Consider the following 24,173-nt stretch of genomic DNA (forward strand, 5'->3'; position numbering starts at 1 on the left):
CCAGCGCCGCCATGCATCGTTATAAATTCATATTGACCCGTCCATTTCAGTTTCTGCCTGTTATTTTCGGCATTAGCGTTATCATTTTCATCCTCGTGCGCCTGATCCCCGGAGACCCGGCCCGCAATATTCTCGGCACCCGCGCCACACCGACCGCTCTTGCCAATATCCGCGCCCAATACGGCCTCGACCAGCCGATGTGGCTGCAATATTTCTACTTCCTGAAAAACCTCTCGAATGGCGAGATGGGCAAGTCGATCCTCTACAAGATCGATGTCCTGCCGCTGATCGCCACCCGCATCGAGCCGACCATCGCGCTGGTTCTCACAAGCGTCATCCTGTCGATCCTGATCGCCGTGCCGATGTCGGCGATTGCGGCGCGAAATGCCGGCCGCGCTCCCGACCATGCGGTGCGCGTCATCTCCACCTTCGGCATCGGCTTTCCGCCATTCTGGCTCGGCCTGATGCTGATCATCCTTTTCAGCGTCGAACTCGGCATTCTGCCGGTCTCCGGTTACGGGACCACGCTCGGCGACAAGCTCTCGCATCTGATCTTGCCGAGCCTCACCGTGGCGCTGTCGCTCTCGACGGTGCTGACCCGCAGCCTGCGCTCGGCGATGATCGAAGCGCTGAAATCCGATGTGGCGACGGCTGCCCGCGCCCGCGGCATGCCCGAAAGCATCGTCTTCTGGCGCCATGTGCTGCCTAATTCGCTGGTACCGACGATCAATCTGCTCGCCGTCAATATCGGCTGGCTGATCGGCGGCACCGTTGTGGTCGAAAGCGTCTTTGCCCTGCCCGGCATGGGCCAGCTTCTGGTGCGCGCCATCTTCTCGCGCGATTATATGGTGGTTCAGGGCGTCGCCATGACATTCGCCTGCGCCACCGTTCTCGTCAATTTCCTGGCTGACATCGTCACCGTCGCCGTCGATCCGCGGGTGAAACTATGAGTGTCGGCACCTTCTCCCCCGCACCAATTGCCTGGCGCCGCTTCTTCGGCCGCCGCCTGACGCTGGTCATCGGCGCCGGCATGCTGCTATTCTTCCTGCTGCTGGCGATCGGCGCCCCCATCATCGCGCCCTATGACCCGATCCTGCAAAATGCCGACGCCCGGCTGCAGGCCCCGTCACTGGCGCATCTGTTCGGCACGGACAATTTCGGCCGTGACATCCTCTCGCGCGTCATCTGGGGCACCCGCATCGACCTGCAGATCGCCGTCATCGGCGTGCTCTTCCCATTCCTTATCGGCACGACGGTCGGCACCGTCGCCGGCTTCTTCGGCGGCATCGTCGATGCCACCTTCATGCGCATCGTCGATATCATTCTGGCCTTCCCGTTCCTGGTGCTGATGCTGTCGATCATCGCCATCCTCGGACCGGGACTGAGCAGCTTCTATATCGCCATGGCGCTGGTCGGCTGGGTCTCCTATGCCCGCCTGATCCGCGCGCAGATGCTGGTCCTGAAAAGCTCCGACTATGCCGTCGCCGCCGTCAGCCTCGGCTTCAGCCGCACGCGCATCATGTTCCGCCATCTGCTGCCGAACGCCATTGCCGGTTCGATCGTCTTCTCGATGTCGGACGCCACGCTGGTGTTGCTGAGCGGTGCAGCGGTCAGCTATCTCGGCCTCGGCGTGCAACCGCCCCTCGCCGAATGGGGCGTCATGGTCGCGGAAGGCCAGAGCTTCATCACCACGGCATGGTGGATCACCCTCTTCCCGGGCCTTTCGATCGTCTGCCTCGCCTTTGGTTTCAGCATGCTGGGTGATGCGCTCGGCGAACTTCTTGGGGTTCACGAATGAGCGCGTCCGTGCTTTCCGTCCGCGACCTGACGGTCAAGGTCCATCTCGACGGCGGGACGCGAACGCTGATCGACAACGTCGCGCTCGATCTCGCCAAGGGCGAAATCCTTGGCCTCGTCGGCGAGAGCGGCTCGGGCAAGAGCCTGCTCTGCCGCTCGCTGGTGCGGCTGATGCCGTCGTCGCTGATCAAGATCGAGCAGGGCACGGTCCTTCTCGAAGGCCGCGATCTGACCGCCGTCAGCGATGCCGAAATGCTTCAGGTGCGCGGCGGCGAGATCGGCATGATCTTCCAGAACCCGACCAGCCATCTCGACCCCGTCATGCGGATCGGCGACCAGATCGCCGAGGGCATCCGCTATCATCAGGGACTGGGCGCAAGAGAGGCGCGGGCCGCCGCCGTCGAAATCCTGACGCAGGTCGGCTTTCCCCATCCCGCCAGGCAATATGACAGCTATCCGCACGAGTTTTCCGGCGGCATGCGCCAGCGCGCCATGATTGGTGTGGCACTCTCGTGTAACCCAAAAATTCTGATCGCCGACGAACCGACGACGGCCCTCGACGTCACGATCCAGGCGCAGATCCTGAAGCTCCTGATGGATATCCGCGACAAGCGCGGCCTGTCGATCATCCTCATCACCCACGATCTCGGTATCGTCGCCCAGACCTGCGACCGCATCGCGGTGATGCGCAACGGCAAGCTCCTGGAACAGGGGCCGAAGCGGACGATCCTGTCGCGCCCGCAGGATCCCTACACGATCAACCTGATCAACAGCCACCCCTCGATGCCCGATGAGGCGGCACCGCCCGTAGCCGTGATCGCGCCAGCCGAGACAGCCGTTCGCCCGCTGCTCGAAATCGACGATCTCCATGTTCGCTTCAAGACCGGCGGCAGCCTGTTCAAGGCGAGCACCAAGACCGTGAGTGCGGTAGCCGGTGTCAGCCTGCGCGTCATGCCCGGCGAGACGATCGGCATCGTCGGCGAGTCCGGCAGCGGCAAGAGCACACTGGCGCGGGCCATCTTGGGCCTGACCCCGATTTCCGCAGGCCACGTCTCCTTCGACGGCATCGATCTGGCGCAGCAACGAACCGCCGGCCTTGCGAAGCTGCGACGCGAAGCGGCCATGGTCTTCCAGGATCCCTATAATGCGCTGAACCCGCGGCTCACCATCGGCCAGATGCTCGGCGAAGTGCTGAAGGTTCAAGGCAAGGTGCCTGTCGCCGGCATTCCGGCACGGATCGGCGAACTGCTCGATCTTGTCGGGCTGGAGCGTGAATTCGCCAACCGCAAGCCGCGCAGCATGAGCGGCGGCCAGTGCCAGCGCGCTGGCATCGCCCGGGCGCTGGCCGTCGATCCGAAGCTGGTGATTGCCGACGAGTGCGTCGCCGCGCTCGATGTGACGATCCAGGCGCAGATCATCGCGCTGTTCCGCGAACTGACGGCGAAGATGAACCTGACGCTGATGTTCATCGCCCACGATCTGGCGATCGTTCGCAATCTCTGCGAACGCGTCGTCGTCATGTATCACGGCGAAATCGTCGAGGAGGGGCTCTCCGAAGAGGTCTTCTCGCGGCCGAAACATCCCTATACCGCGGCGCTCATCGCCGCCATTCCCGACATCGATCCCGACCGGCCGCTTCTCGGCGGCTCCAGCATCGGGGAAGACATGCCGTCGATGCCGGCTCAGCCTGCCAAACGCATACCATAACAAAGAAGGGAACAGCACATGACCAACAGGTGGAAATCAATCGGACTTGCCGCATTCATCGCCGGCCTCTCGCTGACGGCAAGCTATGCCGAAGCAGCGGGCGTCCTCACCATCGGCCGCCGCGAGGACTCGACGACTTTCGATCCGATCAAGACGGCTCAGAACATCGACAACTGGGTATTCTCCAACGTCTATGACGTGCTGGTGCGCGTCGACAAGACTGGCACCAAGCTGGAGCCCGGCCTTGCCGAAAGCTGGACCGCCTCGGAAGACGGCCTCACCTATGTCTTCAAGATCCGCGACGCGAAATTCTCCGACGGCTCGCCGCTGACGGCCGAAGACGCCGCCTTCAGCCTGCTGCGCATCCGCGACGACGCGGGCTCGCTCTGGAGCGACAGCTACAAGGTGATCGACACCGCCGTCGCTACCGATCCGCACACGCTGACGATCAAGCTCAAAAACCCATCGGCGCCGTTCCTGTCGACGCTGGCACTGCCGAACGCCTCGGTCATCTCCAAGGCAGGCATGGAATCGCTGGGGCCTGACGCCTATGCCGAAAAGCCGATCGGATCCGGTGCCTTCACCGTCGACGAATGGCGCCGCGGCGACCGTATTATCTTGAAGAAGAACCCGAACTTCTGGCAGGCCGACCGCGTCAAGCTCGACGGCGTCGAGTGGATCTCGGTTCCCGACGACAACACCCGCATGCTGAACGTCCAGGCTGGCCAGCTCGATGCGGCGATCTTCGTGCCCTTCTCGCGCGTCGAGGAAATGAAGAAGGATGCCAACCTCAACGTCCTCATCGATCCGTCGACCCGCGAAGATCACCTGCTGATCAACCATGCCCATGGAGATCTCGGCAAGAAGGAGGTTCGCCAGGCGCTCGATCTCGCCATCGACAAGAAGGCGATCGTCGATGCCGTGACCTTCGGCCAGGGTACCGTTGCCAATTCCTATATCCCGAAGGGCGCCCTCTACTATTACGCCGACAACCTGCAGCGCCCCTATGATCCTGAAAAGGCAAAGAAGATGCTGGCCGACGCCGGCGTTTCCAACCTGACGCTGAACTATCTCATCCGCGCCGGCGACGAAGTGGACGAGCAGACCGCGGTTCTCGTGCAGCAGCAGCTCGCCAAGGCCGGCATCACCGCCAACCTGCAGAAGGTTGATCCGAGCCAGGAATGGGACATGACGGTTGCCGGTGATTACGACATCTCGGTCAATTACTGGACCAACGACATCCTCGACCCGGACCAGAAGACCACCTTCGTGCTCGGCCATGACTCCAACAACAACTACTCGACCAACTACAAGAACGAGGCTGTGAAGGAACTGGTCGCCAAGGCCCGCCTTGAACTCGACCCGAAGAAGCGCGAGCAGATGTATGTCGACCTGCAGAAGACGGCGAAGGACGACGTCAACTGGATCGACCTCTACTACAGCCCCTACATCAACGTGGCGCGCAAGAACGTCGAGAATTTCTACCAGAACCCGCTCGGCCGCTTCTTCCTGGAAGACACGGTCAAGAACTGAGGCATAGAGCTGAACACCGCGTTCCGCCGCTGACGGGCGGCGGAACGTCTTTCCTGGAGGAGCGGGCGATGGCTACCGATGAAACCGCCTTTTTGAGCGTGAGCGAACTCGGGCGCGCCTATCGCGCCGGCACGCTGTCGCCAGTCGATGTCGTCACCGCCGCGCTTCAGCGGCTCGAGGCGCTCGAACCCAGCCTCAACGCCGTCGCCCACCGGCTGGACGCATCGGCACTGGCAGAAGCCAAGCGGGCAGCGGAAGAGCTGCGCGCCGGTAACGATCGCGGTCCGCTGCATGGCATTCCTGTTGCGATCAAGGACCTGATCGAGGTCGAAGGCGCGCCGACCGGCTATGGCAGCAAGGTACGGGCACCTGTTATCGCAGACGCAGACGCTCTGCTGGTACAGCGGCTGAGGCAGGCCGGCACGATCATCTTCTGCAAGGCGAACCTGCTCGAATATGCCTATGGCATTGCCCATCCCGATATCGGACAGACCAACAATCCGCATGATACCGGACGCACCTCCGGCGGCTCCAGCGGCGGGTCGGCGGCGCTGGTTGCCGCGGGCATCGTGCCGTTGGCGATCGGCACGGATACCGGCGGCTCGATCCGCATCCCGGCCTCCTATTGCGGCATTGCCGGACTGAAGCCGAGCTTCGGCCTCGTACCGCTCGACGGCGTCTTCCCGCTGTCCTGGACGCTCGACCATGCAGGGCCGCTCGCCCGCGATGTCGCCGATACGGCGCTGCTGCTCGAAGCGCTGAGCGCCACTCCCCTGCCGCTGACCCCGCCATCGGTATCAGGCATCCGGATCGGCGCGGTGCGCTTTCACTGCGAAAGCCCGGAACTGACACCGGCGGTCGCCGCCAATCTTGCCTGGGCGCTCGATCGTCTCGCCGCGGCTGGCGCCATCGTCAAGCAGATCGACATTCCGGAACTCGCCCGCGCCAATTCCGAACTGCGCCGCATCATCCTGCCCGAGGCTTCCGTCATCCACGCACCACTCCACGCCGAAAATCCGGCGGGCTATGCACCGCGCACCCGGGCACAGGTCGAAGCCGGCTTCGAGGCGAAAGCCGTCGATTATCTCAGCGCCCAGGGTTTCCGTGCCGAACTGCGCAATGCCGTCGAAGCCGCTTTCGGTGATGTGGATGTGCTGATCGGCCCAAGCGTCCCCTTTCCGTCCCCGGTCGAGGATCCTGAATTCACCGAGGATGGCGAGGAAGGCGAAATGCTCTCCAGCGGCTTCGCCAACATGACCGGCCAGCCCTCGATCAGCATTCCCTCCGGCATGGACGGCCACCTGCCGCTCGGCCTGCAACTGACCGGACCGCTCGGCGCCGACCACCGCCTGCTGCAGATCGCCTTCGGCGTAGAGACGGCGCTCGCAGCATGGCGAAAGCCGTCCCGCGCTTAGAGGCTGGTGCTAGTCACCTACACATAAAACTCCACCGCCGGTTCCGGCGGCACCGTGCTGTCGGTCAGTTCATAGGCTCGGATATAATCGATATTCATCTCCGAGCCTCCCGCTAGGCCATCGGCGGGTGAACCTGCGGCGCCGCCAACGGCGAGGTTGACGAGCATGTACATCGGGTCGTGCATGTCGTCGGGGGTATCTGCCTGGGCGACGGCGACGTCGTCGAAATACCAGGTGATGTGGTCCTCGTCCCAGAGGACGCCGTAGTTGTGAAAGCCCTCGGTGCTTGCGACTTTCACCGGCGTTGAATCGATGATGTGCGATCCGCCGTCGTCGCTATGGACCGTCACGTTGACCGTGTTCGGATCCTGGCCGCGCATTTCCACGACATCGAGCTCCGGCGGCCATGAGCCGTCTTCCGGCAGCAGCCAGAAGGCTGGCCAGACACCCTGATTATCCGGCATATCGGCGCGGATTTCGAAATAGCCGTAGGTCTGCGAGAAGGAGGAATGGGTGTTGAGCAGACCCGATGTGTAGTCATAACCGTCGATCTGCTGCTGCAATGCCGCCGATGCCGGGTTGGCGGAAATCGTCAGGATGCCGTCGTTCACGCTGAAGGGATTGGCGGATGCCGTCGGTTCGTAGGACGGGTTGATGTACCATTGCTGCTCGCCGTTGCCGCTCAGGGTGCCGCCGCGCTCCGGCGCCCACCAGAACTTGGCGTCCCAAGTGCCCTGATCGCCATCTCTCAGCGACAGGCTGTTGAAATCGTCGTTGAACGAGAGCGAAAGATGCGAGCGGTCGAGCGTCAGCTGGAATTGAGCGGCGCTCAGCTGATCGATATCGGCATTGGCGAGAACCAGGCTCTCGCCGTTGCCGGTGTCGATGCGCACATCGGCTCCTTCCTGCGTCGAATGCGCGACGAGATCGGCAAAGGACGAGAAGCTGTCCATTCGGATCACGTCGTCGGCGCGGAAATCGGTGATCAGGTCGCTACCGCTGCCGTGGTTGAAGACGAAGGTATCCGCCCCACCGCCGCCGATCAGCACATCGTTGCCCGCGCCGCCATCGATCGTCTGGCTGCCTGAGGCGCCGGAGATGATATTGTCGCCGTCATTGCCGAAGGCATAGCGGCCGTTGCCCGTCACCGTCAAGTTCTCGAAGTTTTCGGGCAGCGTGTAGTCCATCCAGGTGTTGATCGTGTCCGTGCCGGAATCGGCTTGCTCCACCGCGGTGTTCTTGGCGGAATAGAGGTAATAGATGTCATCGCCGGTGCCGCCCTGCATGGAGACTTTCACGGCGCTGTCGCCCCACATGGAGTCATTGCCCGCCGTGCCCGTCTGGACCGGGCCGGCCTTGGTTGCGGAGAACCATGCGGTCGATGAGCCGCTGTAATAGAGGGGTCTGCCGACGGCGTTCACGATAGAAGTGGTCATCTCAGCTCCTTCGGTGGATTCTGGCTGGCCGCTTGAGATCGGCTTTCAGCCGCTTTTCGCGCAATCCGGCGCGACTACAAACGAAGGTTGAGGCATTGACTGCAGAAAGGCGAGCGCCAATGGATGGCGCGAGACGAGCGCGACATTGTCTTGCCAACGTGCCGTTAACGGCGCAGCGCCCCGAAATGAAAGCGAGCGGCGGCACTGTGCCGATACCGCACCGCAGTACGCGCTACTGAGGCTTTCCATGCCGGTTTGAAGCAACGCAGCGCGCGATACTGTGGCGGCCGTTCAGGCGTCAGCTCAGAAGACCGCTGAGCTTCAGGTTCTTGCGCACCGTCGCCGGCGGCATGTCGAAGCGCTGGCGGAACTTCTTGATGAAATGCGAGGAGTTCTGGAACCCGGCGAGAATCGCGACCTCGGCGAGTGGAATCTTGGTGGTCTTGACGAGGCGCATCGCCTCATCGAGCCTCACCGTCAGATAGGCCGACGCCGGGGAGACGCCGAGCGCGGTGCGGAAGGAACGCTCCAGCTGGCGCCGCGACAAGCCGCTCTGCGCGGCGATATCCTCGATATCCAGCAGGTCTTCGACATGCTGCTCCATGGTCAGCAACGCTTTCTCGACCCGTGCATCGTCGATCGTGCCGCGCCCGAGCGGATTGCGCGGCTGCATTTCCTTGGCATCGCGGCGGCGGGCGATCTGCAGGATTTCGAGCGCGTTCTTCTCTGCGAATTCGCCGACATGCCGATTGAGCAGGAAGGCAGCAAGATCGGCGGCACTGCTGCCACCGGCGCAGGTGATTACCTTGCCGTCTTCGACGAAGAGCTCGTGCGAGGTCACCGAAATCTCCGGGAAGCGCTCGCGGAAATCGCCATGATGCAGCCAGCTGACACAGGCCCGCTTGCCCTCCAGAAGCCCGGCCTCGGCAAGGATGAAGCTTCCGGTGCAGAGGCCGATGATCGGTACGCCCGCATGCGAGGCGTTGACGACATAGGCGACGGCCTGGCTGTCGAGCACCTCGACCTTCTCGTTGATCCGCCCGCCGACCACGACGATGTAGTCGAAATCCGTCGGCGGCTTGAGCGGCGCATTCGGCGGCACCTGCACGCCAGAGCTCGAGGTCACGAAATGCTTGTCGGCGCTCATGACCAGCCAGTCGCAGGCGATCCGCCCGGAATTGTCGCGCTGGTCGCTGCCGAGCCGCAGCGTATCGACGAAGAGCGAGAAGGCGCTGAGCGTAAAATTCTTTGCAAGCAGGAAGCCGATTTTCAGCTTCAGGGAATTCGCTCTGTTTTCACGCATGGGAAAGTCCGTCCGGCAGCTTGGTGGGCCAATTATAGGATGGAAGATGAACCGGGCGCGAGATCGTTTGCGACTGCGGGCGGCGCTGGCGGCATCGTTCGAAGCAGGCTAGCGGGTGCCTCGAAGAGGCGACATTTGTACGCAGCCATACACGCCAAAAAGGACGGATTTCCTTCATGGTTGCATAAGAGGTTGTCTTTATCGTCCGGTCGAAATCAGTGAGACCCCGGCAATGACAAAGCAAGCGGCACCCTCTCCAGCACCGGCATTCGACCCCGCCGGCGACCTCGAAAACATGATTGCCGCGCTGCGCGGCCAGCATGCCGAGCTCGTCGAACGTTATGAATGGCTGGAGGCGATGATCAATCATGTGCCCGACTTCATCTATGCGAAGGACAGGCAGGGGCGTTTCCTCTTCGCCAACCGCGCGGTGGTGCTGAACAACGGCTTCGAGACCGTCGGCCAGCTGATCGGAATGACGGATGGCGAGATCCATCCGCACACCCATGCCGAGGATATCGATGCGGTCGAGCAGCGCGTCATCGAGACCGGAAGCTCCGATCTCGGTGTCGAGGAACGCCGCATGAAGGGCGAAGGCTGGCTGATGATGTCGCGCGTGCCGCTGCGCGACCGCACTGGCGCGATCATCGGCGTCGTCGGCGCCTCGCGCGATATCACGGCGCGCAAACGTGCCGAAGAGCTGATGGCAGCTCAGACGCGGCTGCTGCAGGATGTGGCGCGCGGCGTCGAGCTCAATTCCTTCCTGAAGGACGCGCAACTGCTGCTGGAGCGGCTGCTTCCCGGGCGATCGGTCAGCATCGTTCTGGACGAGGTCGAGGAGGCCGGTATCGACGTCCCGCGAATGGAATTTCCGATTGCCTGCCGCGACGGCAGCAGTCACGGAAGCCTGTTGGTATCGGAGAGAGAATGCCTGGGCGAAGCCGGGCTCTCGGAGTTTCTGGCCGGCGTCGCCCAGACCATCGGCATTGCGATCGACCGCCATCGCGACACCGCCCGGATCGCCTTTCTCGCAGAACACGATGCGCTTACCGGCCTGCCGAACCGAACACTGCTCGACCGCAAGCTCGGAGATCTCCTCGCGGTTGACGAGAATGCGGTCTCCGTCGCCTTCATCGATCTCGACAATTTCAAGCTGGTCAACGACAGCCTCGGCCACGCGGCAGGCGATGAGCTTCTGAAGATCGTTGCTGCGCGCATCACGGCGGAAATCTGCGGCAAGGGGCTGGTATCGCGGATCGGCGGCGACGAGTTCATCGTCGTGATCGAAGCGAGCGGCAACGATCCGTTGCCGCGGCTGCGCAAGATTGCCGATGCGATCGCCCGTCCCTGCAACATCGACGGCGTCGAGATCAGGGTGACCTGCAGCATCGGCGTCGCCTCTTCCAGGGAACATGGACGGGCGGCGAGCGAGCTTGTCGCCAATGCCGACATGGCGCTCTACCGCGCCAAGGATGCCGGCCGCAATGCAATCCAGCTCTTCACGCCTGAAATGGCCGAGGCGGCCCGCCACAAGCTGCTGCGCATCGACGATCTCCGCCGCGCCGTTGCCGAAGATCAGTTCCTGCTGCATTTCCAGCCGCAGAAGCATATCGCCAGCGGCGAGATTTCAGGCATCGAGGCGCTGCTGCGCTGGCAGCATCCGCAGGCGGGGCTGATTTCCCCGGCTGAGTTCATTCCGCTTGCCGAAGAAACTGGGCTGATCGTCGAACTCGGCGAAATCGTTCTCGACAAGGCCTGCCGCCAGCTGCGGGCGTGGCTGGATAGCGGCCTGCCCGCGGTGCGCATGGCGGTGAACGTGTCGGCGCGGCAGTTCCGCGAGCCGTCGCTTCCCGCGAAAGTCGCCGCAGCGCTTTCCGCCTCGGGCCTCGACCCGGCGCTTCTCGAGCTCGAACTGACCGAAAGCCTGATCATGGAAGACGTCGACGGAGCGATCGCCCGCATGCGCGAGCTGAAGCGGCTCGGCGTCAGCCTGTCGATCGATGATTTCGGAACCGGCTATTCGAGCCTCAGCACCCTGAAGCTCTTTCCGCTGTCGCGTATCAAGATCGACCGCTCGTTCATCACGGACATTCCCGGCGATCCTGGGGATATGGCGATCACCTCGGCAATCGTTGCGCTCGGACATACGCTCGATCTGGAAGTGATCGCCGAAGGCGTCGAGACGGAGGCGCAGGCGGCGTTTCTGGCGGAGACGGGTTGCGACGCATTCCAGGGCTTTCTCTTCGCCCGACCGCTGCCCGCCGCCGATATCGGCAAACTGCTGGCAGGGTCCGTCGTGGTGGAGAAACGCAGAAAGAAACGACCGGCCTGACGCTCGGTTACAATGGGTCGCATTTGTTGACGGAACGGCGGCCGTGCCTTGGCGGTTCTCTCCTTCGAAGGAGTACACAAATGACCAAGGCAATGACCGAACCCTATTCCATCCGCACGCTGGGCCTCCAATATGGAATCGAGCCCGCCGAGGCAGAGCGGCTGCTCGCCCGGTTTGCTTGCTCGAAGGTGGAAATGGACCGGTTGCTGACCGCCCGCGGCAGAACGGCAAAACATCGCCGCCGCGAAATGAACACGCCGGTATCACAGGCAGCATTCGGCATTGGATAGGCATGCCGGCGCTTGACGGCGAAGGCTTCAGTTCCAAATGAGATCATGACCTTAAGGCATTTCGGCCCTAGGGTCGCAAAACTGTCATGTCCCTCTGCAATGGGTCGGCATGCAAATGGAATAGAATCCTTCCCCACAGGTTCCCATGACATCTCCCAGTGCCGAACATCGCCTCCCATCAGGCGCCTCCGAACGCCTTCAGCTGCTCGCAAGCGCCGTCCTCAAGGCGGGTGAGCTCGCCAGATCCTCGCTCAAACGCCGCCGCATCACCGAGATGCTCGCCAAGGCGCCGCGTGACTACCAGACCGAAATCGATGTCGTCGTCGAGCGCATCATCGTCGATGAGATGGTGAAGGCCTTTCCCGGTTATGCGATCCAGGGCGAGGAAGCCGTTGGCAACCGTCAGGCGGGGCCGGATACGCCCATCATCTACATCGACCCGATCGACGGCACCACGAACTATGCCTGGGGCATTCCGCATTTCGGCATGACGATCTCGATTGCCGAACATGGCAAGGTCGTCGCCGGCGTGGTCTATGACGCGATGCTCGACGAACTCTTCAGCGCCGAAGCGGGCCGCGGCGCCTATCTCAACGGCGAGAAGATCAGCTGCATCGACAATGGAGACATCGAGAACGTCCTGATCGGCGCCGGTCTTCCTGTTCCCGGCCAGGTCAAGGCGGTGAAGAAGGAAACCTATCTGTCGGCCCTGCAGCGTCTGATGGATCAGACGGCCGGTGTGAGGCGGCTCGGCTCGGCAGCACTCTCCATCGCCTATGTCGCCTGCGGCCGCCTGGACGGCTTCTTCGAAGATGGCCTGTCACTGCATGACTATGGCGCATCGGCCTTGCTTGTCGAAGAAGCGGGCGGCAAGGTTTCCGCCTTCTCGGGCGGCCCGGTAACGCCGAATGGCGATATCCTCGCCGCAAACACCGCGGTCCATTCCTGGCTCGTGGACGGCTTCCGCGAAGGCTAGTGACTGGACGCGATCAATGCCTCGAGGCCAACCGGGTCATCGGTGGTGATCTGGTCGGCCTTCAGCGCCAGCAGGCGGCGAACATCCGGCAGGACATCGGGAATGGCGCGATTGATCGTATAGGCGTCGATCGTCCGGCCCGCCTGGTGGAAGGCGCCGATCATGTCGAAGCCCGCCGCATCGGCAAATAGCACCAGCTTGTGATGCAGATAGATCATCGTTGCCTTCGGCGATGCTTCAATTGCGCCGGCGACGAAGCCCGCGAAATCGCGGCTTTCCATGAGACGCTCGATGGCGCCGTCATGGCAGGGATCGTAGCCGACGGGCATGGCCGGGACGGCGCGCGACAAACGCTCGACAGCCACCGCATCACCTCCTGAAAGAATGACCGATTTCGCCACCGGCGCGATCGCCTTGGCAAACGCGGCGACATCAGCTTCGCTGATGCGGACGGAATACTCCTTGAGATCGAGCTGCAGCACCGCCTCCGGATGGCAATCGATCTCCTCGAGCAAGCGTCCGAGATCGTCGATCAGCATGACCGGATTGCCGGTCGGCTGGCCTTCGTGGTCGCGAAGATAGAGGCTGCGGAGATAGTCGGGCGAGGCATCGGCGACAGCGCCCTCCCCCGTCGTCGCTGGATGCAGCACGTCGTCATGCAGGACGGCAAAGCCGTCGCCCGCAAAGCAGACGAGATCGATCTCGACGCTCGCGCCAAGCGCCATGCCCTCAGCGATCCTTTGGCGCGTGAAGGAGATATCACCGGCCTGCCGGTGGCCGCGGTGCCACTTCAGCCAGGTGAGATGCCCGTCCGTCTTGATTGCTACGCCCTTGGTGTCAGACATGACCGAATACTCGCCTCTGTCCCTGATGGCCGGCTTGCGGCGATTGATAGACGAGGCCGTTATCGCGGAATGCGAAGTAAGCTGCAACTTTCGGCTCGACGAAACTGCCCTTCGACCAATTGGTATCGGGCGCGGTCATCGATTTCAGGCGGCTGCCGTCGGCGAGATCGATATCGACAAGCTTGTGGGTGCCGAAATCGATCGTGCGATGCACCGATGCAGCCTTCTTCTCCGAAGGCGAAAGCGACAGCGCCTCGGGCCGGAAGGCAATCTCCACCTCACCGTCGCTGACAGGAACAGTGAGCGGAAAGGCCGGATGCTCGCTGATCCCGTTCCTGATGGTCGTGCGGACGAAATTCATCGAGCCGATGAAACCGGCAACGAAGGCAGTCCGCGGCTCGCGATAGATGATATCGGGTGGCGCGATCTGCTCCGTGCCGCCATCGCGCATGACGACGATGCGGTCGGCGAGCGCCAGCGCCTCATCCTGCCCGTGGGTGACGAAGAGGGTGGTGATGCCGAGGCGCTGCTGGATATCCTTGACCTCTTCGCGCAACCGCTCGCGCAGATGCTGGTCGAGGCTGGCGAAGGGTTCGTCGAGCAGTAGGATCTTCGGCTCCAGCACGAGCGAACGCGCCAGCGCGACGCGCTGCTGCTGCCCGCCGGAGAGCTGCGTCGTCAGTCGCTTGCCATAGTTGGAAAGGCCGACCAGTTCGAGTGCGCCTTCGACGCGGTCGCGGATTTCCGCCTTCGGCAAATGCCGCAGCTTCAGGCCGAAGGCGATATTGTTGAACACGTCCATATGCGTCCAGAGCGCATGGCTCTGGAACACCATGCCGGTCGGGCGCTTCTCCGGCGGCAGCCCGGTGACATCCCTGGCGTCGATCAGGATCGAACCGCCGGTCGGGCGCTCGAAGCCGCCGATCATGCGCAGCAACGTCGACTTGCCGGAGCCGGAAGGGCCGAGAAGGCAGACCAGCTCGCCATCCTCGACATCAAGCGAGAAATCGCGCACGGCGAAAGACGTGCCGAAGCTCTTCGAAACGCCGTTGATCGTCAAACGTGCCATTTGCAGCCTCTTTTCGGGCAGAACCCAATCATATTATGCACCGAAGCCCCGGGCGAATGCACCTGTTCCGACGACGCGGCGGGCAAACATCAGGGCAATGAAGGACGGCACCCAGAGCATCACCGAAAGTACGGCGCCATATTGGACGACGATCTGGTTGTTGATGAAGGTGATCATCAGGACGGGCATGGTGCGGATTTCGGGCGCGCCGATCAGCCAGGCGCCCTCGGTCTCATAGAAGGTGCCGACGAAGGTCAGAAGCAGCGCGGCGGCGATCGTCGGTCCCGCCTGTGGCAGGGTGATCGACCAGAAGACCCGAAGCGGCGTGGCGCCCGCATCCCGCGCTGCCTCTTCCATCCGGCGATCGACATTCTGAAAGGCCGCGACGGGAATCCAGATCATCAGCATCAACGTGCCGACCAGCTGGATCAGCACGACGCCCCAGAAGGTGCTGATCAGCCCGAGCTGCAGGAAAATCCCGGCGATCGCGACCAAGAGGCCGAATTTCGGGAAGGCGTGCGACGCCAGGAAGGACAGGAAGAGAATATTGCGGCCCGGAAACTTCATCCGCGCGAAGGCATAGGCCGCCGGGAGGCAGATGATCGCCGAAAGGACGGTGACCGTCGCCGTCAGCCGCAGGCTGAGCGTCAGCGCATCCCAGACATCGGCGCGCGACAGGGTCTGGTGCCAGAAGCGCAGGCCGAATTGCTGCGGGATGACCGAAGGATAGCGCCAGACCTCGGTAAAGGCCCAGGTGCCGACGACGACCAGCGGCAGGGCGATGAAGAGCGTCAGCAGGACCGCGAAGCAGATGCCGGTCCAGTCGATCCCGGCGCGTGAAGCGGTGTTTTCGACCGGCGTCATTGGCGGCCCTCCCGGTTCCTGGCGATCGAGCGCACATAGAAGATGCCGAAGACGAGGCAGAAGGCGAAGGAGATGACGGCCTGCGTCAGCGCGTTCAGCGGATCGTTCATGTCGGAGAAGGTGCGCTGCATGAACGGACCCATCATCTCGGGCGAAGCAGGACCGAGCACGTATGGCAGCGTGAAGGACGAGAAGATGCCGAGAACGGCGAAGGATGCGGTCACCAGCAGCGAATTGCCCATGCGCGGCATGATGATCGAGATGAAGACGCGGAAAGGCTTGGCGCCGACGTCGCGTGCGGCTTCGATCGAGCTTTTCGAGATGCTGCTGAGCCCGGCCGTCAGCATCAGCACGGTCAGCGGCAGGTTGTCCCAGACGAGGCCGATCACCGGTCCCCAGGGCGTCAGATAAGGCGACGGCAGCTTCGGCAGGCCGACGGCATTCAACAGGATGTCGACGGTGCCGTTCGGACCGATGGTGCGGATAAGCGCGTAGGAAAGGATGATCGACGGCACGAACATCGGAAAGATCGCCAGCCCCTGCACATAGCCGGCAAGCCGTCCCTGCGAGAAACGCAGGTAGAGAGCGATCGGCAAGCCGATGACGACGAGCAGCAGGCCGCAGACGAAGGTCGTCCAGAGCGTGACCCAGAGATTGGCGAGGCTGTAGCTATCGGTAAAGAAGAACTGGTAGGAGGCGAGCGAAAACTGAGAGCTTCCATCCGCCTGACGCACGAAGATCGTGCCCATGACCGCCGAGATGATCGGATAGACGATCAGCCAGCCGAGAAGCAGAACCGGCAGGGCGACCAGAAGCAGCCCCGCCGAGGCACTCCTGGCCGGCGCGCCTTCACGCGCCGGCGATTGTACCGGTATCCGTCTGCGCATCAGGTACGGCTGATGTTCGGAGCGACGTTGCGGTACCAGCCGTCATTGATGTTGGTTTCCCAATCGCCGCTCGGGAAGACCGGAATGGTCGTCGGGATGACGTCAGCATACTTCTTGCGCAGTTCGTCCGAGATGTGATCCCAGGAAACGCCCGGGAAGCCGCCGATCTCGGTGATGATCGCTTCCTGCATCTCCTTGGTGAGCAGGAAGGCCGCGAGCTTCAGCGCGGCATCCTTGTGAGCACCGTTCGAGAAGACGGTCATGCGCGAGAAGCCGCCGCAGAGCGCGAGGTCGCTCAGCTGAACGAGGCCCGTCGTCTCAGGCAGAACGCCCTGCGCGATCGCCTGCAGGATCTGGTCGGACCATACCGGGGTCATGGTGACGACGCCCTGTGCCAGAAGCTGGATCGACTGGGTATTGCCGGCGGTGTAAGCGCCCTTTTCATAGAGCGACGGGGCGAGATCGGTCAGGATCTTCCAGGCCGGCGTCAGCGTCTGGTTGGCATAGTCGGCGGTGAAGTTGTCGACGGTGAACTTCTTCGGGTCGCGGCCATTGGCTTCATGGATGGCGCGGCGAACGAAATTGCCGCCGGAACCGCCCTTGTCAGGACGGTTATAGATGAACTGGCCCGGGTTCGCCTTGATCCAGGCCGTCAGCTGTTCCCAGGTCTTTGGCGCGTTCTTCGGGTCGAGTTTGGTCGTGTCGTAAGCGAGCAGAACCTGCGAGCCGCGATAGGGAAGCGAGTATTCGCTATCGACGCTCAGCGGGTTGACGTGATCGAAGCCCTCGATGTTCTCGGCCGAGAACTTGACCCAGAGGCCGGCATCGATGCCGCCAGCCGGAAGGCGCGGGTCGAAATGTTCGAAGATGTCGGCCTGCGGATCGGTCTTGCTCTTCAGAGCAGCGAGGCCGCGGTCGGCGATGGCGCGAAGACCGGTATTGTCGCCGGCGTCGGTGACCTTGATCGCCAGCTCGGGGTGAGCCTTCGAAAAGGCCGGGACCACGATGTTCGACCAGAAATCGATGATGTTGGCATCGGAGCCGCTATAGAGATCGATCGTCTCTCCGGCTGCAGAAGCAAAGCGCGGCATTGCCAGGAGGCCCGCTGCGGCCGACGAAGTGATAAGAAATTCGCGTCTGTTCATGACCTTTTTCCTCTTCTGCAGGCTGCTCCCCGGCGAGCCTTTCGGGAGGTAGCTATCGCTGCCGCGTGACACGGCAATGACAAAAATGCACTTTTTGCACGCCTGTGCATTTATTGGCCGGAATGCGGGGCTCTGAAGGTCATTATCTGGATCGCTTACTGAACAAATCCAGCGATCGGCCCATATCCGCCGTGCCAGGAATAGTCATTGCGGCCGAGCGCCGGATTGAAGAGGCCGCTGCCATTGCCGCCATCGAGGAAGAGAGCGTTCGGGCAATGCAGGCCATCGCGGAAAAAGCGGGCGAAATCGTGGAAGTTCACGCTGTCTTCGCTGATCGCAAAGCGGACCTTGCCGCCGTCACAGACACCCACGCCGCTCCGGCGCGTGCGGTCGGACGAACCGGGGATCAGTGCGGGGTGCAGCCTATTGTTGATCACCAGCATCGGACCGGATTGCGTCGCGAACTCCGCAGCCGGCTTCTGCTTGATGAACTCGTCAGTCGAAAGGATGCCAGCCCCGGCTGAGCCCCAATAGAGAACGCCGTTCGGCTGCTTGTAGAAATTCGGGATCTTGCCCGGCTCGCCCGTCCTGGTGCCCGTCTCGGCCGGGCGAAGTTCCTGCCCGTTCTCGACATAGAGACCGAGCGGCGTGAAATCCGGCTGATACATGCCGGCATTGATCGCGAAGACCAGCGTCTTGCCTTTCGCCGTCAAACTGTCCGCCAGCTGCGAGAATGTCCGGTAGGGCTGACCATCGGCGCCTTTCCAGAAGAGCTGTAAACTGCCCTTGGCGGCGTCCGGCGAGCAGACGATATAGGACTGCTGCTCGAACGGCTTTCTGTCGCAGATCTGTGCGCTCTCCTGCGCAACCGCGGTGCGGATGCCGATGACGGGCGTGAAGAACGACAGGAGAGCGATGACTGCAGCGCCGAAGACCGTAGCATGAAAGCAACACGGATTTTCAAATTTTAGCAATATGTTAGCGGCCTTCCACCGATCCGGTTTCCTGTGCTACTGACGACTTCTCTTTGTACGCGCTGAAGCAGGCGCAACCATCAGCCGAAGACCGCGAGGCATCATGTCAATCCAGCCGCAGCAGCGGATCTACATCTGCTTCTTTCTGTTCGCCGTCTCCATGGGCGCGATGCTATCACGCCTGCCCGATCTGCAGGAGAGCCTGCAGGTCGATAAATCGGAACTCGGGCTGACGCTGATTGGCGCGGCGATCGGCGCGCTGGTGTCGTTGACCTTCTCCTCGCCGCTGATCGCCCGCTTCGGCGCCCGCAAGACCGCATTACTGACCGTTCTCGGGACCTCCGCTTTGTTGGCGCTCGTTCCCTGGGCGGGCAGCGCGCCCCTCGTTTTCGCGATCCTCTTCTGCGAAGGCCTGCTCGCCGGTGCGCTGGAGATCAATCTCAATGTCGAGATCGACCGCGTCGAGGCAAGGCTCGGCAAGGGCGTGATGAACCGCGCCCACGGCTTCTGGAGCCTGGGCTTCTTCGTCACCGCGCTGGTATCTGCGGCTCTTCGCCAGGCCGAAGTCTCGGTCCATATGCATCTCGGCCTGACCTTCGCCTTCGTCCTCGTGGTCGGCACCATCGCCATTTCAGGCATGCAGAACGCGCCGGTGCGCCAGACGGCGGAACATGCGGACGCCGGCCACATCGCGCTGCCGACGCGTGGGCTGCTGCCGCTCTGCGCCATCGGTATCGCCGCCTTCCTCGTCGAGGGAGCCGGTATCGACTGGTCGGCGATCTACATGCGCGACGTCTTCCAGTCCGTGCCCTTCGTCGGTGGGCTCGGCCTGACGCTCTTCACCTTCTTCATGGCCGTCACTCGCCTTTTCGCCGACCCGTTTGTCGATCGCTTCGGCTCGCGAAACGTCGCTTTCGTGCTGCTTCTGGTGTCGGCCGCAGGCCTCGCCGCCGTCTGGCTGGCGCCGCATGAATATGTGGCACTCCTCGGCTTCGCCCTCATGGGCTCAGGCTGCAGCGCGGTCTATCCGCTTGCAGTCTCGGCGGCTGCCCAGCGCCGCGACCGCGCCTCGCATCTCAACGTCGCGGCCCTCGCGCAGATGTCCTTCGTGGTGTTCTTCCTCGCCCCGCCACTCCTCGGCTTCGTCGCCGAACATTTCGGCATCCGCTCCTCCTACCTCGTCTGCCTGCCGGTGATCATCCTGGCACTGACCTGCATCCGGGCGCTTTCCGCACAGCGGAAGCTGGCGGTGGCTTGAGGCTAGTCGGCAATGCCCCAAGGGCTCTCATCCACCACCTTCGCCAGCCATGAGCGAAACGACACGAGTGGCGGGTAGCTGGCGCGCGATTGGGGCCAGGCGAGCCAATAGGTTCCGGTGCCGGTGATGGACGGCTTGAGGAGCGGCAGGAGCCGGCCGGCCTGGATTTCGTCCTTCGCCAGATAATCCGGCAGTAGCGCCACGCCGAGGCCGGCGATGGCGGCCTGGGTCATGGTGGCGAACTGGTCGAAGAGCATGCCGGTGACGCCGCGCGGCTTGATGCCCTGCGCTGCGAACCAGATCGCCCAGGCGCTAGTGCGGGTCTCCAGCTGGAGGAGCGGCAGGTCGAGCACGTCTTCAGGCCTGCCGACCGGCCTTTCCTGCAGCAGCGCTGGTGAGATGCACGCCGTCAGGCGCTCGTCGAAGAGCTTGAGATGATCGGCTTCGCGCCAGTCGGCAGTGCCGAAATGGATTGCGGCGTCAAAGCCTTCGGCGGCGAAATTGAAGCGCTTGAGGCGGGTCGCCAGATTGACGTTGATCCCAGGGTGATCTTTCAGAAAGCCGCCGAGCCGCGGCGCCAGCCAGCGGGTGCCGAAAGCCGGCAGGATCGCCAGCGTCAGCGTGCCGCCGCCAGGATTGGCCGAGAATTCCATGCTGCCGCGCTGGATCAGGTCGAGTGCGCGGGTAATGTCGCGGCCATAGGCCTGCGCCGCCTCGGTCGGCACGAGACGCTGCTTGTGGCGTTCGAACAACGCCCGGCCGAGCTGCTGTTCCAGCGTCTGGATCAGCCGGCTGACGGTGCTCTGCGTCAGGTTCAGCTCCCGGGCCGCCGCGGCCGTAGAGCCGTTCCGCAACACCGCCTCGAAGGCCGAGAGATGGCTGATATGGGGAAGAAATCGTCTCTGGCGCATCTCTAACCTATGCATGCCATACATCAACTTATGTGTAATTATGGTTTTCGTGGCTAGCGCGCAATTGATAAATGCATAAACTCGAATGGTATCACGTCGTTTGCCGCGAGGATCGCTTTTGTCCAGTTCTCCCAATACCGCCCGCAAGTCCTCCAGCGCTTTCGTCTGGAGCGATCCCTTCCTGCTCGACGAACAGCTCTCCGAAGATGAGCGGATGATCCGCGACTCGGCGGCCGCCTTCGCCAAGGCCGAGCTGCTGCCGCGCGTCCAGGAAGCCTATCTCGACGAACAGACCGATGCCGACCTCTTCAAGCTGATGGGCCAGACCGGCCTGCTCGGCGTCACGCTGCCGGAGGAATACGGTGCGGCCAACGCCTCCTACGTCGCCTACGGCCTCGTCGCTCGCGAGATCGAGCGCATCGATAGCGGGTATCGTTCGATGATGAGCGTCCAGTCCTCGCTGGTCATCTACCCGATCTATGCCTATGGCTCCGACGAACAGAAGAAGAAGTATCTGCCGGGCCTCGTCTCGGGCGATCTGATCGGCTGCTTCGGCCTGACCGAGCCGGATGCCGGCTCCGATCCGGGCGGCATGAAGACCCGCGCCGAAAAGATCGAGGGCGGCTATCGCCTGCGCGGTTCCAAGATGTGGATTTCAAATGCGCCGATCGCCGACGTCTTCGTCGTCTGGGCAAAGTCGGAAGCCCATAACAACGAGATCCGCGGTTTCGTGCTCGAAAAGGGCATGAAGGGTCTTTCGGCTCCGAAGATCGGCGGCAAGCTGTCGCTGCGCGCCTCGATCACCGGTGAAATCGTGCTCGACGGCGTCGAGGTCGGCGAAGATGCACTCCTGCCGAACGTTTCCGGTCTCAAGGGCCCGTTCGGCTGCCTCAACCGCGCCCGCTATGGCATTTCCTGGGGCGTCATGGGCGCGGCCGAAGATTGCTGGTTCCGCGCCCGCCAGTATGGCCTCGACCGCAAGCAGTTCGGCAAGCCGCTCGCCGGCATGCAGCTTTACCAGAAGAAGCTCGCCGACATGCAGACGGAAATCGCGCTCGGCCTGCAGGGGTCGCTCCGCGTCGGCCAGCTGATGGACCAACACAAGATGGCGCCGGAAATGATCTCCATCGTCAAGCGCAACAATTGCGGCAAGGCGCTCGACATCGCCCGCCAGGCCCGCGACATGCACGGCGGCAACGGCATCCAGATCGAATTCCACGTCATGCGCCATTCGCAGAACCTGGAGACGGTCAACACCTACGAGGGCACGCATGACGTCCATGCGCTGATCCTCGGCCGCGCCCAGACGGACATCCAGGCCTTCTTCTGAGCCGCATCGACATGGCAACGCCCCTCAGCGGAATACGAGTGGTCGAACTCGCGCGCATTCTGGCCGGCCCCTGGGCCGGACAGACGCTTGCCGATCTCGGCGCCAGCGTCATCAAGATCGAATCCCCCGAGGGCGACGACACCAGACGCTGGGGGCCCCCCTTCGTCGAAGCCGGCCAGGAAACGACGGCCGCCTACTTCCACGCCTGCAATCGCGGCAAGCTCAGCGTCACCGCCGATTTCAATGCACCCGGCGATCTCGAACATATCAAAGAGCTGATCCGCGGCGCCGATGTGCTGATCGAGAACTTCAAGGTCGGCGGCCTTGCCAGGTTCGGGCTGGATTATGCGGCGTTGAAGGAGATCAATCCGCGGCTGATCTACTGCTCGATCACCGGCTTCGGCCAGTCCGGCCCCTATGCCTCGCGCGCCGGCTACGATTTCATCGTCCAGGGCATGGCCGGGATCATGCATCTGACCGGCGAGCCGGAGGGGCAGCCGCAGAAGATCGGCGTCGCCTTTGCCGATATCTTTACCGGCCTCTATTCCGTCATCGCCATCCAGGCGGCGCTTGCGCTGCGTGAGAAGACCGGTGTGGGGCAGCATATCGACATGGCGCTGTTCGACAGCACGGTCGGGGTGCTCGCCAACCAGGGCATGAACTATCTTGCCTCCGGCATCTCGCCGAAGCGTCTCGGCAATGCCCATCCGAATATCGCCCCCTACCAGGTCTTTCCGGTTGCCGATGGCGACGTCATCATCGCCTGCGGGAACGACAGCCAGTTTGCCAAGCTCGCAGCGATCCTGGGCGTTCCCGAGCTCGCCGCCGATCCGCGCTTCACATCCAATCCGAGCCGCGTTCACAACCGCGCCGCCCTGACCGAGATTCTGGAGCTGCAGACGAAGCGCATCACCCGCGATCAGTTGCTTTCCGGTCTGGAACGCGCAGGCGTACCCGCCGGTCCGATCAACGACCTCACCGATGTCTTCACCGATCCCCAGATCCTACATCGCGGCATGGTGGTCGAAAACGACGGCGCGCCCGGCATCCGCACGCCGATCGTCTTCTCGGACGCCTCGCTCGACACATCACGCCGCTCCCCGGGTCTTGGCGAACATAGCGACCTTCTGTCCGGCGGCTGGGAGATGCTGGAGAGCGAAGAGCGTCAGTAGAGATTGCGGCCGTACATTGCCGAGCGGTTCTTGGCGAAATCGCCGCGATATTCCTGCGGGCTCTTCTGATAAACGGCGTGGAAGGCACGGTAATAGGCTGACGGCGTCGCAAAGCCGCTGGCGAGCCCGGTCTCGCGGATGCTCATCGAGCTATAGAGCAACAGCTCCTTCGCGTGCTGCAGACGGAAGGCCATATACATCTTCTTCGGGTTGGTATTGAGATAGCGCTTGAAGAGATATTGAAGTTCCCGCGCCGAAACCCCGCAGCGCTCTGCCACACCATCCATATCGAGCGGATCCTCGACCGTTTCCTGCATAATGCGCTGTGCCTTCAGCAGGATCGGATTGGCAAGCCAGGACTGGCCGTTGACGATCTCGCGCTGGCGCGTCTCGGCAGCGCGCGGCGCGGTATAAACGAGCTCGTTGCAGACGAGATGATAGAGCGTGTCGCCGCACATTCGCCGGAGCAGCGCCATCGAGCAATCGAGGCTCGATGCCTGTCCGGCACAGGTCGAGCGGTTGCGGTCTATGACATAGAGCTGCTCGACGATGGTGCCGCCGGGCGCCAGCTCCTTCAGCGACGCCATGCCGGTCCAGTGTCCCGTAGCGGTGTAGCCGTTCAGCAATCCGGCCTCGGCAAGCACCAGCGGCCCGGTATCCATGCCGCAGAGATGCGCGCCGCCCGCCGCCTGCCGCCGCAGCCAGCGAAACAGTTTTCCCTTGGCCTCATCTGCCACCGTATAGGTGAACATCAGCAGGATCAGATCGTATTTCTTGGGATCGTCGAAGGTCGCCGTTCGCGGCACGGCGATGTCCATGCTGCTCGGCGTATCGCGCGGATCGCCGGGCATGAAATCGATGCTGAAGAGCTGCGCCTTGCCCACCCGGTTGGCAGCGCGGAACGGCTCGACAGCCACAAGAATACTATG

Annotated in this window: 21 protein-coding genes; 11 read left to right on the top strand and 10 right to left on the bottom strand. The window is 62.7% G+C overall.

All coding sequences use genetic code 11. The features are described 5' to 3' along the window. The first annotated feature begins 11 nt into the window (after nt 1-11). The 5 genes from ACQZ5H_RS14935 (at nt 12) to ACQZ5H_RS14955 (ending at nt 6,452) form a co-directional block, all read left to right on the top strand. Entirely contained in the window at nt 12-950 is a 939-nt protein-coding gene (locus ACQZ5H_RS14935; RefSeq protein ID WP_449098177.1) for an ABC transporter permease, read from the top strand. Further along, entirely contained in the window at nt 947-1,798 is an 852-nt protein-coding gene (locus ACQZ5H_RS14940) for an ABC transporter permease (protein WP_449098178.1), read from the top strand. Before ACQZ5H_RS14935 ends, ACQZ5H_RS14940 begins: the two co-directional genes overlap by 4 nt. Then, nucleotides 1,795-3,504, top strand: a complete 1,710-nt coding sequence (locus ACQZ5H_RS14945; protein ID WP_449098179.1) for a dipeptide ABC transporter ATP-binding protein — start codon at nt 1,795-1,797, stop codon at nt 3,502-3,504. The genes ACQZ5H_RS14940 and ACQZ5H_RS14945 overlap by 4 nt, the downstream gene beginning before the upstream one ends. A gap of 18 nt (nt 3,505-3,522) precedes the next feature. Next, nucleotides 3,523-5,037: an ABC transporter substrate-binding protein gene (locus ACQZ5H_RS14950; RefSeq protein WP_449098180.1), complete on the top strand. Its 1,515-nt coding sequence runs from the start codon at nt 3,523-3,525 to the stop codon at nt 5,035-5,037. Between the two features lie 68 nt (nt 5,038-5,105). Continuing rightward, nucleotides 5,106-6,452, top strand: a complete 1,347-nt coding sequence (locus tag ACQZ5H_RS14955; RefSeq protein ID WP_449098181.1) for an amidase — start codon at nt 5,106-5,108, stop codon at nt 6,450-6,452. A gap of 17 nt (nt 6,453-6,469) precedes the next feature. Here ACQZ5H_RS14955 and eglC read toward each other — a convergent pair whose 3' ends face one another. Then, a complete protein-coding gene (gene eglC / locus ACQZ5H_RS14960; RefSeq protein ID WP_449098182.1) occupies nt 6,470-7,888 on the bottom strand; it encodes an endo-1,3-1,4-beta-glycanase EglC in 1,419 nt (472 codons plus the stop codon). Between the two features lie 298 nt (nt 7,889-8,186). Continuing rightward, nucleotides 8,187-9,191 (bottom strand): GlxA family transcriptional regulator, encoded by a 1,005-nt coding sequence (locus ACQZ5H_RS14965; protein WP_449098183.1) that lies wholly within the window; start codon nt 9,189-9,191, stop codon nt 8,187-8,189. 232 nt (nt 9,192-9,423) lie between these two features. On the opposite strand from ACQZ5H_RS14965, the gene ACQZ5H_RS14970 reads away from it, so the two are divergent. The 3 genes from ACQZ5H_RS14970 (at nt 9,424) to ACQZ5H_RS14980 (ending at nt 12,789) form a co-directional block, all read left to right on the top strand. Further along, on the top strand, nt 9,424-11,523 hold the full coding sequence (locus tag ACQZ5H_RS14970) for a putative bifunctional diguanylate cyclase/phosphodiesterase (protein ID WP_449098184.1): 2,100 nt from the start codon (nt 9,424-9,426) through the stop codon (nt 11,521-11,523). A gap of 80 nt (nt 11,524-11,603) precedes the next feature. Further along, a complete protein-coding gene (locus tag ACQZ5H_RS14975) occupies nt 11,604-11,813 on the top strand; it encodes a hypothetical protein (RefSeq protein ID WP_112711098.1) in 210 nt (69 codons plus the stop codon). A gap of 145 nt (nt 11,814-11,958) precedes the next feature. Beyond that, nucleotides 11,959-12,789: an inositol monophosphatase family protein gene (locus ACQZ5H_RS14980; protein ID WP_449098185.1), complete on the top strand. Its 831-nt coding sequence runs from the start codon at nt 11,959-11,961 to the stop codon at nt 12,787-12,789. Here ACQZ5H_RS14980 and ACQZ5H_RS14985 read toward each other — a convergent pair. The 6 genes from ACQZ5H_RS14985 to ACQZ5H_RS15010 form a co-directional block, all read right to left on the bottom strand. Beyond that, entirely contained in the window at nt 12,786-13,634 is an 849-nt protein-coding gene (locus tag ACQZ5H_RS14985; RefSeq protein WP_449098186.1) for a glycerophosphodiester phosphodiesterase, read from the bottom strand. The two genes, ACQZ5H_RS14980 and ACQZ5H_RS14985, sit on opposite strands and share 4 nt — an antisense overlap. Continuing rightward, complete coding sequence (locus tag ACQZ5H_RS14990) at nt 13,627-14,703, bottom strand: ABC transporter ATP-binding protein (RefSeq protein ID WP_449098187.1); 1,077 nt, start codon at nt 14,701-14,703, stop codon at nt 13,627-13,629. The genes ACQZ5H_RS14985 and ACQZ5H_RS14990 overlap by 8 nt, the downstream gene beginning before the upstream one ends. Nucleotides 14,704-14,736: 33 nt before the next feature. After that, nucleotides 14,737-15,567, bottom strand: coding sequence for an ABC transporter permease (locus tag ACQZ5H_RS14995; RefSeq protein WP_413712401.1), 831 nt, complete (start codon nt 15,565-15,567; stop codon nt 14,737-14,739). Next, nucleotides 15,564-16,454, bottom strand: coding sequence for an ABC transporter permease (locus tag ACQZ5H_RS15000; RefSeq protein WP_449098188.1), 891 nt, complete (start codon nt 16,452-16,454; stop codon nt 15,564-15,566). The genes ACQZ5H_RS14995 and ACQZ5H_RS15000 overlap by 4 nt, the downstream gene beginning before the upstream one ends. Beyond that, a complete protein-coding gene (locus ACQZ5H_RS15005; RefSeq protein WP_203430734.1) occupies nt 16,454-17,599 on the bottom strand; it encodes an extracellular solute-binding protein in 1,146 nt (381 codons plus the stop codon). The genes ACQZ5H_RS15000 and ACQZ5H_RS15005 overlap by 1 nt, the downstream gene beginning before the upstream one ends. Before the next feature lie 155 nt (nt 17,600-17,754). Then, entirely contained in the window at nt 17,755-18,507 is a 753-nt protein-coding gene (locus ACQZ5H_RS15010; RefSeq protein WP_449098368.1) for a phosphodiester glycosidase family protein, read from the bottom strand. 169 nt (nt 18,508-18,676) lie between these two features. Between ACQZ5H_RS15010 and ACQZ5H_RS15015 the strand changes: the two genes are divergently transcribed. After that, nucleotides 18,677-19,831, top strand: coding sequence for an MFS transporter (locus ACQZ5H_RS15015; protein ID WP_449098189.1), 1,155 nt, complete (start codon nt 18,677-18,679; stop codon nt 19,829-19,831). Between the two features lie 2 nt (nt 19,832-19,833). Here ACQZ5H_RS15015 and ACQZ5H_RS15020 read toward each other — a convergent pair whose 3' ends face one another. Continuing rightward, nucleotides 19,834-20,742 (bottom strand): LysR family transcriptional regulator, encoded by a 909-nt coding sequence (locus tag ACQZ5H_RS15020; protein WP_449098190.1) that lies wholly within the window; start codon nt 20,740-20,742, stop codon nt 19,834-19,836. Between the two features lie 118 nt (nt 20,743-20,860). Between ACQZ5H_RS15020 and ACQZ5H_RS15025 the strand changes: the two genes are divergently transcribed. Continuing rightward, entirely contained in the window at nt 20,861-22,072 is a 1,212-nt protein-coding gene (locus tag ACQZ5H_RS15025; protein ID WP_449098191.1) for an acyl-CoA dehydrogenase, read from the top strand. A gap of 11 nt (nt 22,073-22,083) precedes the next feature. Then, nucleotides 22,084-23,244: a CaiB/BaiF CoA transferase family protein gene (locus tag ACQZ5H_RS15030; RefSeq protein ID WP_449098192.1), complete on the top strand. Its 1,161-nt coding sequence runs from the start codon at nt 22,084-22,086 to the stop codon at nt 23,242-23,244. Here ACQZ5H_RS15030 and ACQZ5H_RS15035 read toward each other — a convergent pair. After that, nucleotides 23,238-24,161: a GlxA family transcriptional regulator gene (locus ACQZ5H_RS15035; protein WP_449098193.1), complete on the bottom strand. Its 924-nt coding sequence runs from the start codon at nt 24,159-24,161 to the stop codon at nt 23,238-23,240. The genes ACQZ5H_RS15030 and ACQZ5H_RS15035 overlap by 7 nt on opposite strands. Between the last annotated feature and the right edge of the window lie 12 nt (nt 24,162-24,173).

The organism is Rhizobium sp. 21-4511-3d, from assembly GCF_053522545.1.

Excerpts from the sequence above, each read along its gene's own strand:
- ACQZ5H_RS14935 (WP_449098177.1), top strand. The coding sequence starts at position 12 with ATGCATCGTTATAAATTCATATTGACCCGTCCATTTCAGTTTCTGCCT.
- ACQZ5H_RS14940 (WP_449098178.1), top strand. The coding sequence starts at position 947 with ATGAGTGTCGGCACCTTCTCCCCCGCACCAATTGCCTGGCGCCGCTTC.
- ACQZ5H_RS14945 (WP_449098179.1), top strand. The coding sequence starts at position 1,795 with ATGAGCGCGTCCGTGCTTTCCGTCCGCGACCTGACGGTCAAGGTCCAT.
- ACQZ5H_RS14950 (WP_449098180.1), top strand. The coding sequence starts at position 3,523 with ATGACCAACAGGTGGAAATCAATCGGACTTGCCGCATTCATCGCCGGC.
- ACQZ5H_RS14955 (WP_449098181.1), top strand. The coding sequence starts at position 5,106 with ATGGCTACCGATGAAACCGCCTTTTTGAGCGTGAGCGAACTCGGGCGC.
- eglC (WP_449098182.1), bottom strand. The coding sequence starts at position 7,888 with ATGACCACTTCTATCGTGAACGCCGTCGGCAGACCCCTCTATTACAGC.
- ACQZ5H_RS14965 (WP_449098183.1), bottom strand. The coding sequence starts at position 9,191 with ATGCGTGAAAACAGAGCGAATTCCCTGAAGCTGAAAATCGGCTTCCTG.
- ACQZ5H_RS14970 (WP_449098184.1), top strand. The coding sequence starts at position 9,424 with ATGACAAAGCAAGCGGCACCCTCTCCAGCACCGGCATTCGACCCCGCC.
- ACQZ5H_RS14975 (WP_112711098.1), top strand. The coding sequence starts at position 11,604 with ATGACCAAGGCAATGACCGAACCCTATTCCATCCGCACGCTGGGCCTC.
- ACQZ5H_RS14980 (WP_449098185.1), top strand. The coding sequence starts at position 11,959 with ATGACATCTCCCAGTGCCGAACATCGCCTCCCATCAGGCGCCTCCGAA.
- ACQZ5H_RS14985 (WP_449098186.1), bottom strand. The coding sequence starts at position 13,634 with ATGTCTGACACCAAGGGCGTAGCAATCAAGACGGACGGGCATCTCACC.
- ACQZ5H_RS14990 (WP_449098187.1), bottom strand. The coding sequence starts at position 14,703 with ATGGCACGTTTGACGATCAACGGCGTTTCGAAGAGCTTCGGCACGTCT.
- ACQZ5H_RS14995 (WP_413712401.1), bottom strand. The coding sequence starts at position 15,567 with ATGACGCCGGTCGAAAACACCGCTTCACGCGCCGGGATCGACTGGACC.
- ACQZ5H_RS15000 (WP_449098188.1), bottom strand. The coding sequence starts at position 16,454 with ATGCGCAGACGGATACCGGTACAATCGCCGGCGCGTGAAGGCGCGCCG.
- ACQZ5H_RS15005 (WP_203430734.1), bottom strand. The coding sequence starts at position 17,599 with ATGAACAGACGCGAATTTCTTATCACTTCGTCGGCCGCAGCGGGCCTC.
- ACQZ5H_RS15015 (WP_449098189.1), top strand. The coding sequence starts at position 18,677 with ATGTCAATCCAGCCGCAGCAGCGGATCTACATCTGCTTCTTTCTGTTC.
- ACQZ5H_RS15020 (WP_449098190.1), bottom strand. The coding sequence starts at position 20,742 with ATGCGCCAGAGACGATTTCTTCCCCATATCAGCCATCTCTCGGCCTTC.
- ACQZ5H_RS15030 (WP_449098192.1), top strand. The coding sequence starts at position 22,084 with ATGGCAACGCCCCTCAGCGGAATACGAGTGGTCGAACTCGCGCGCATT.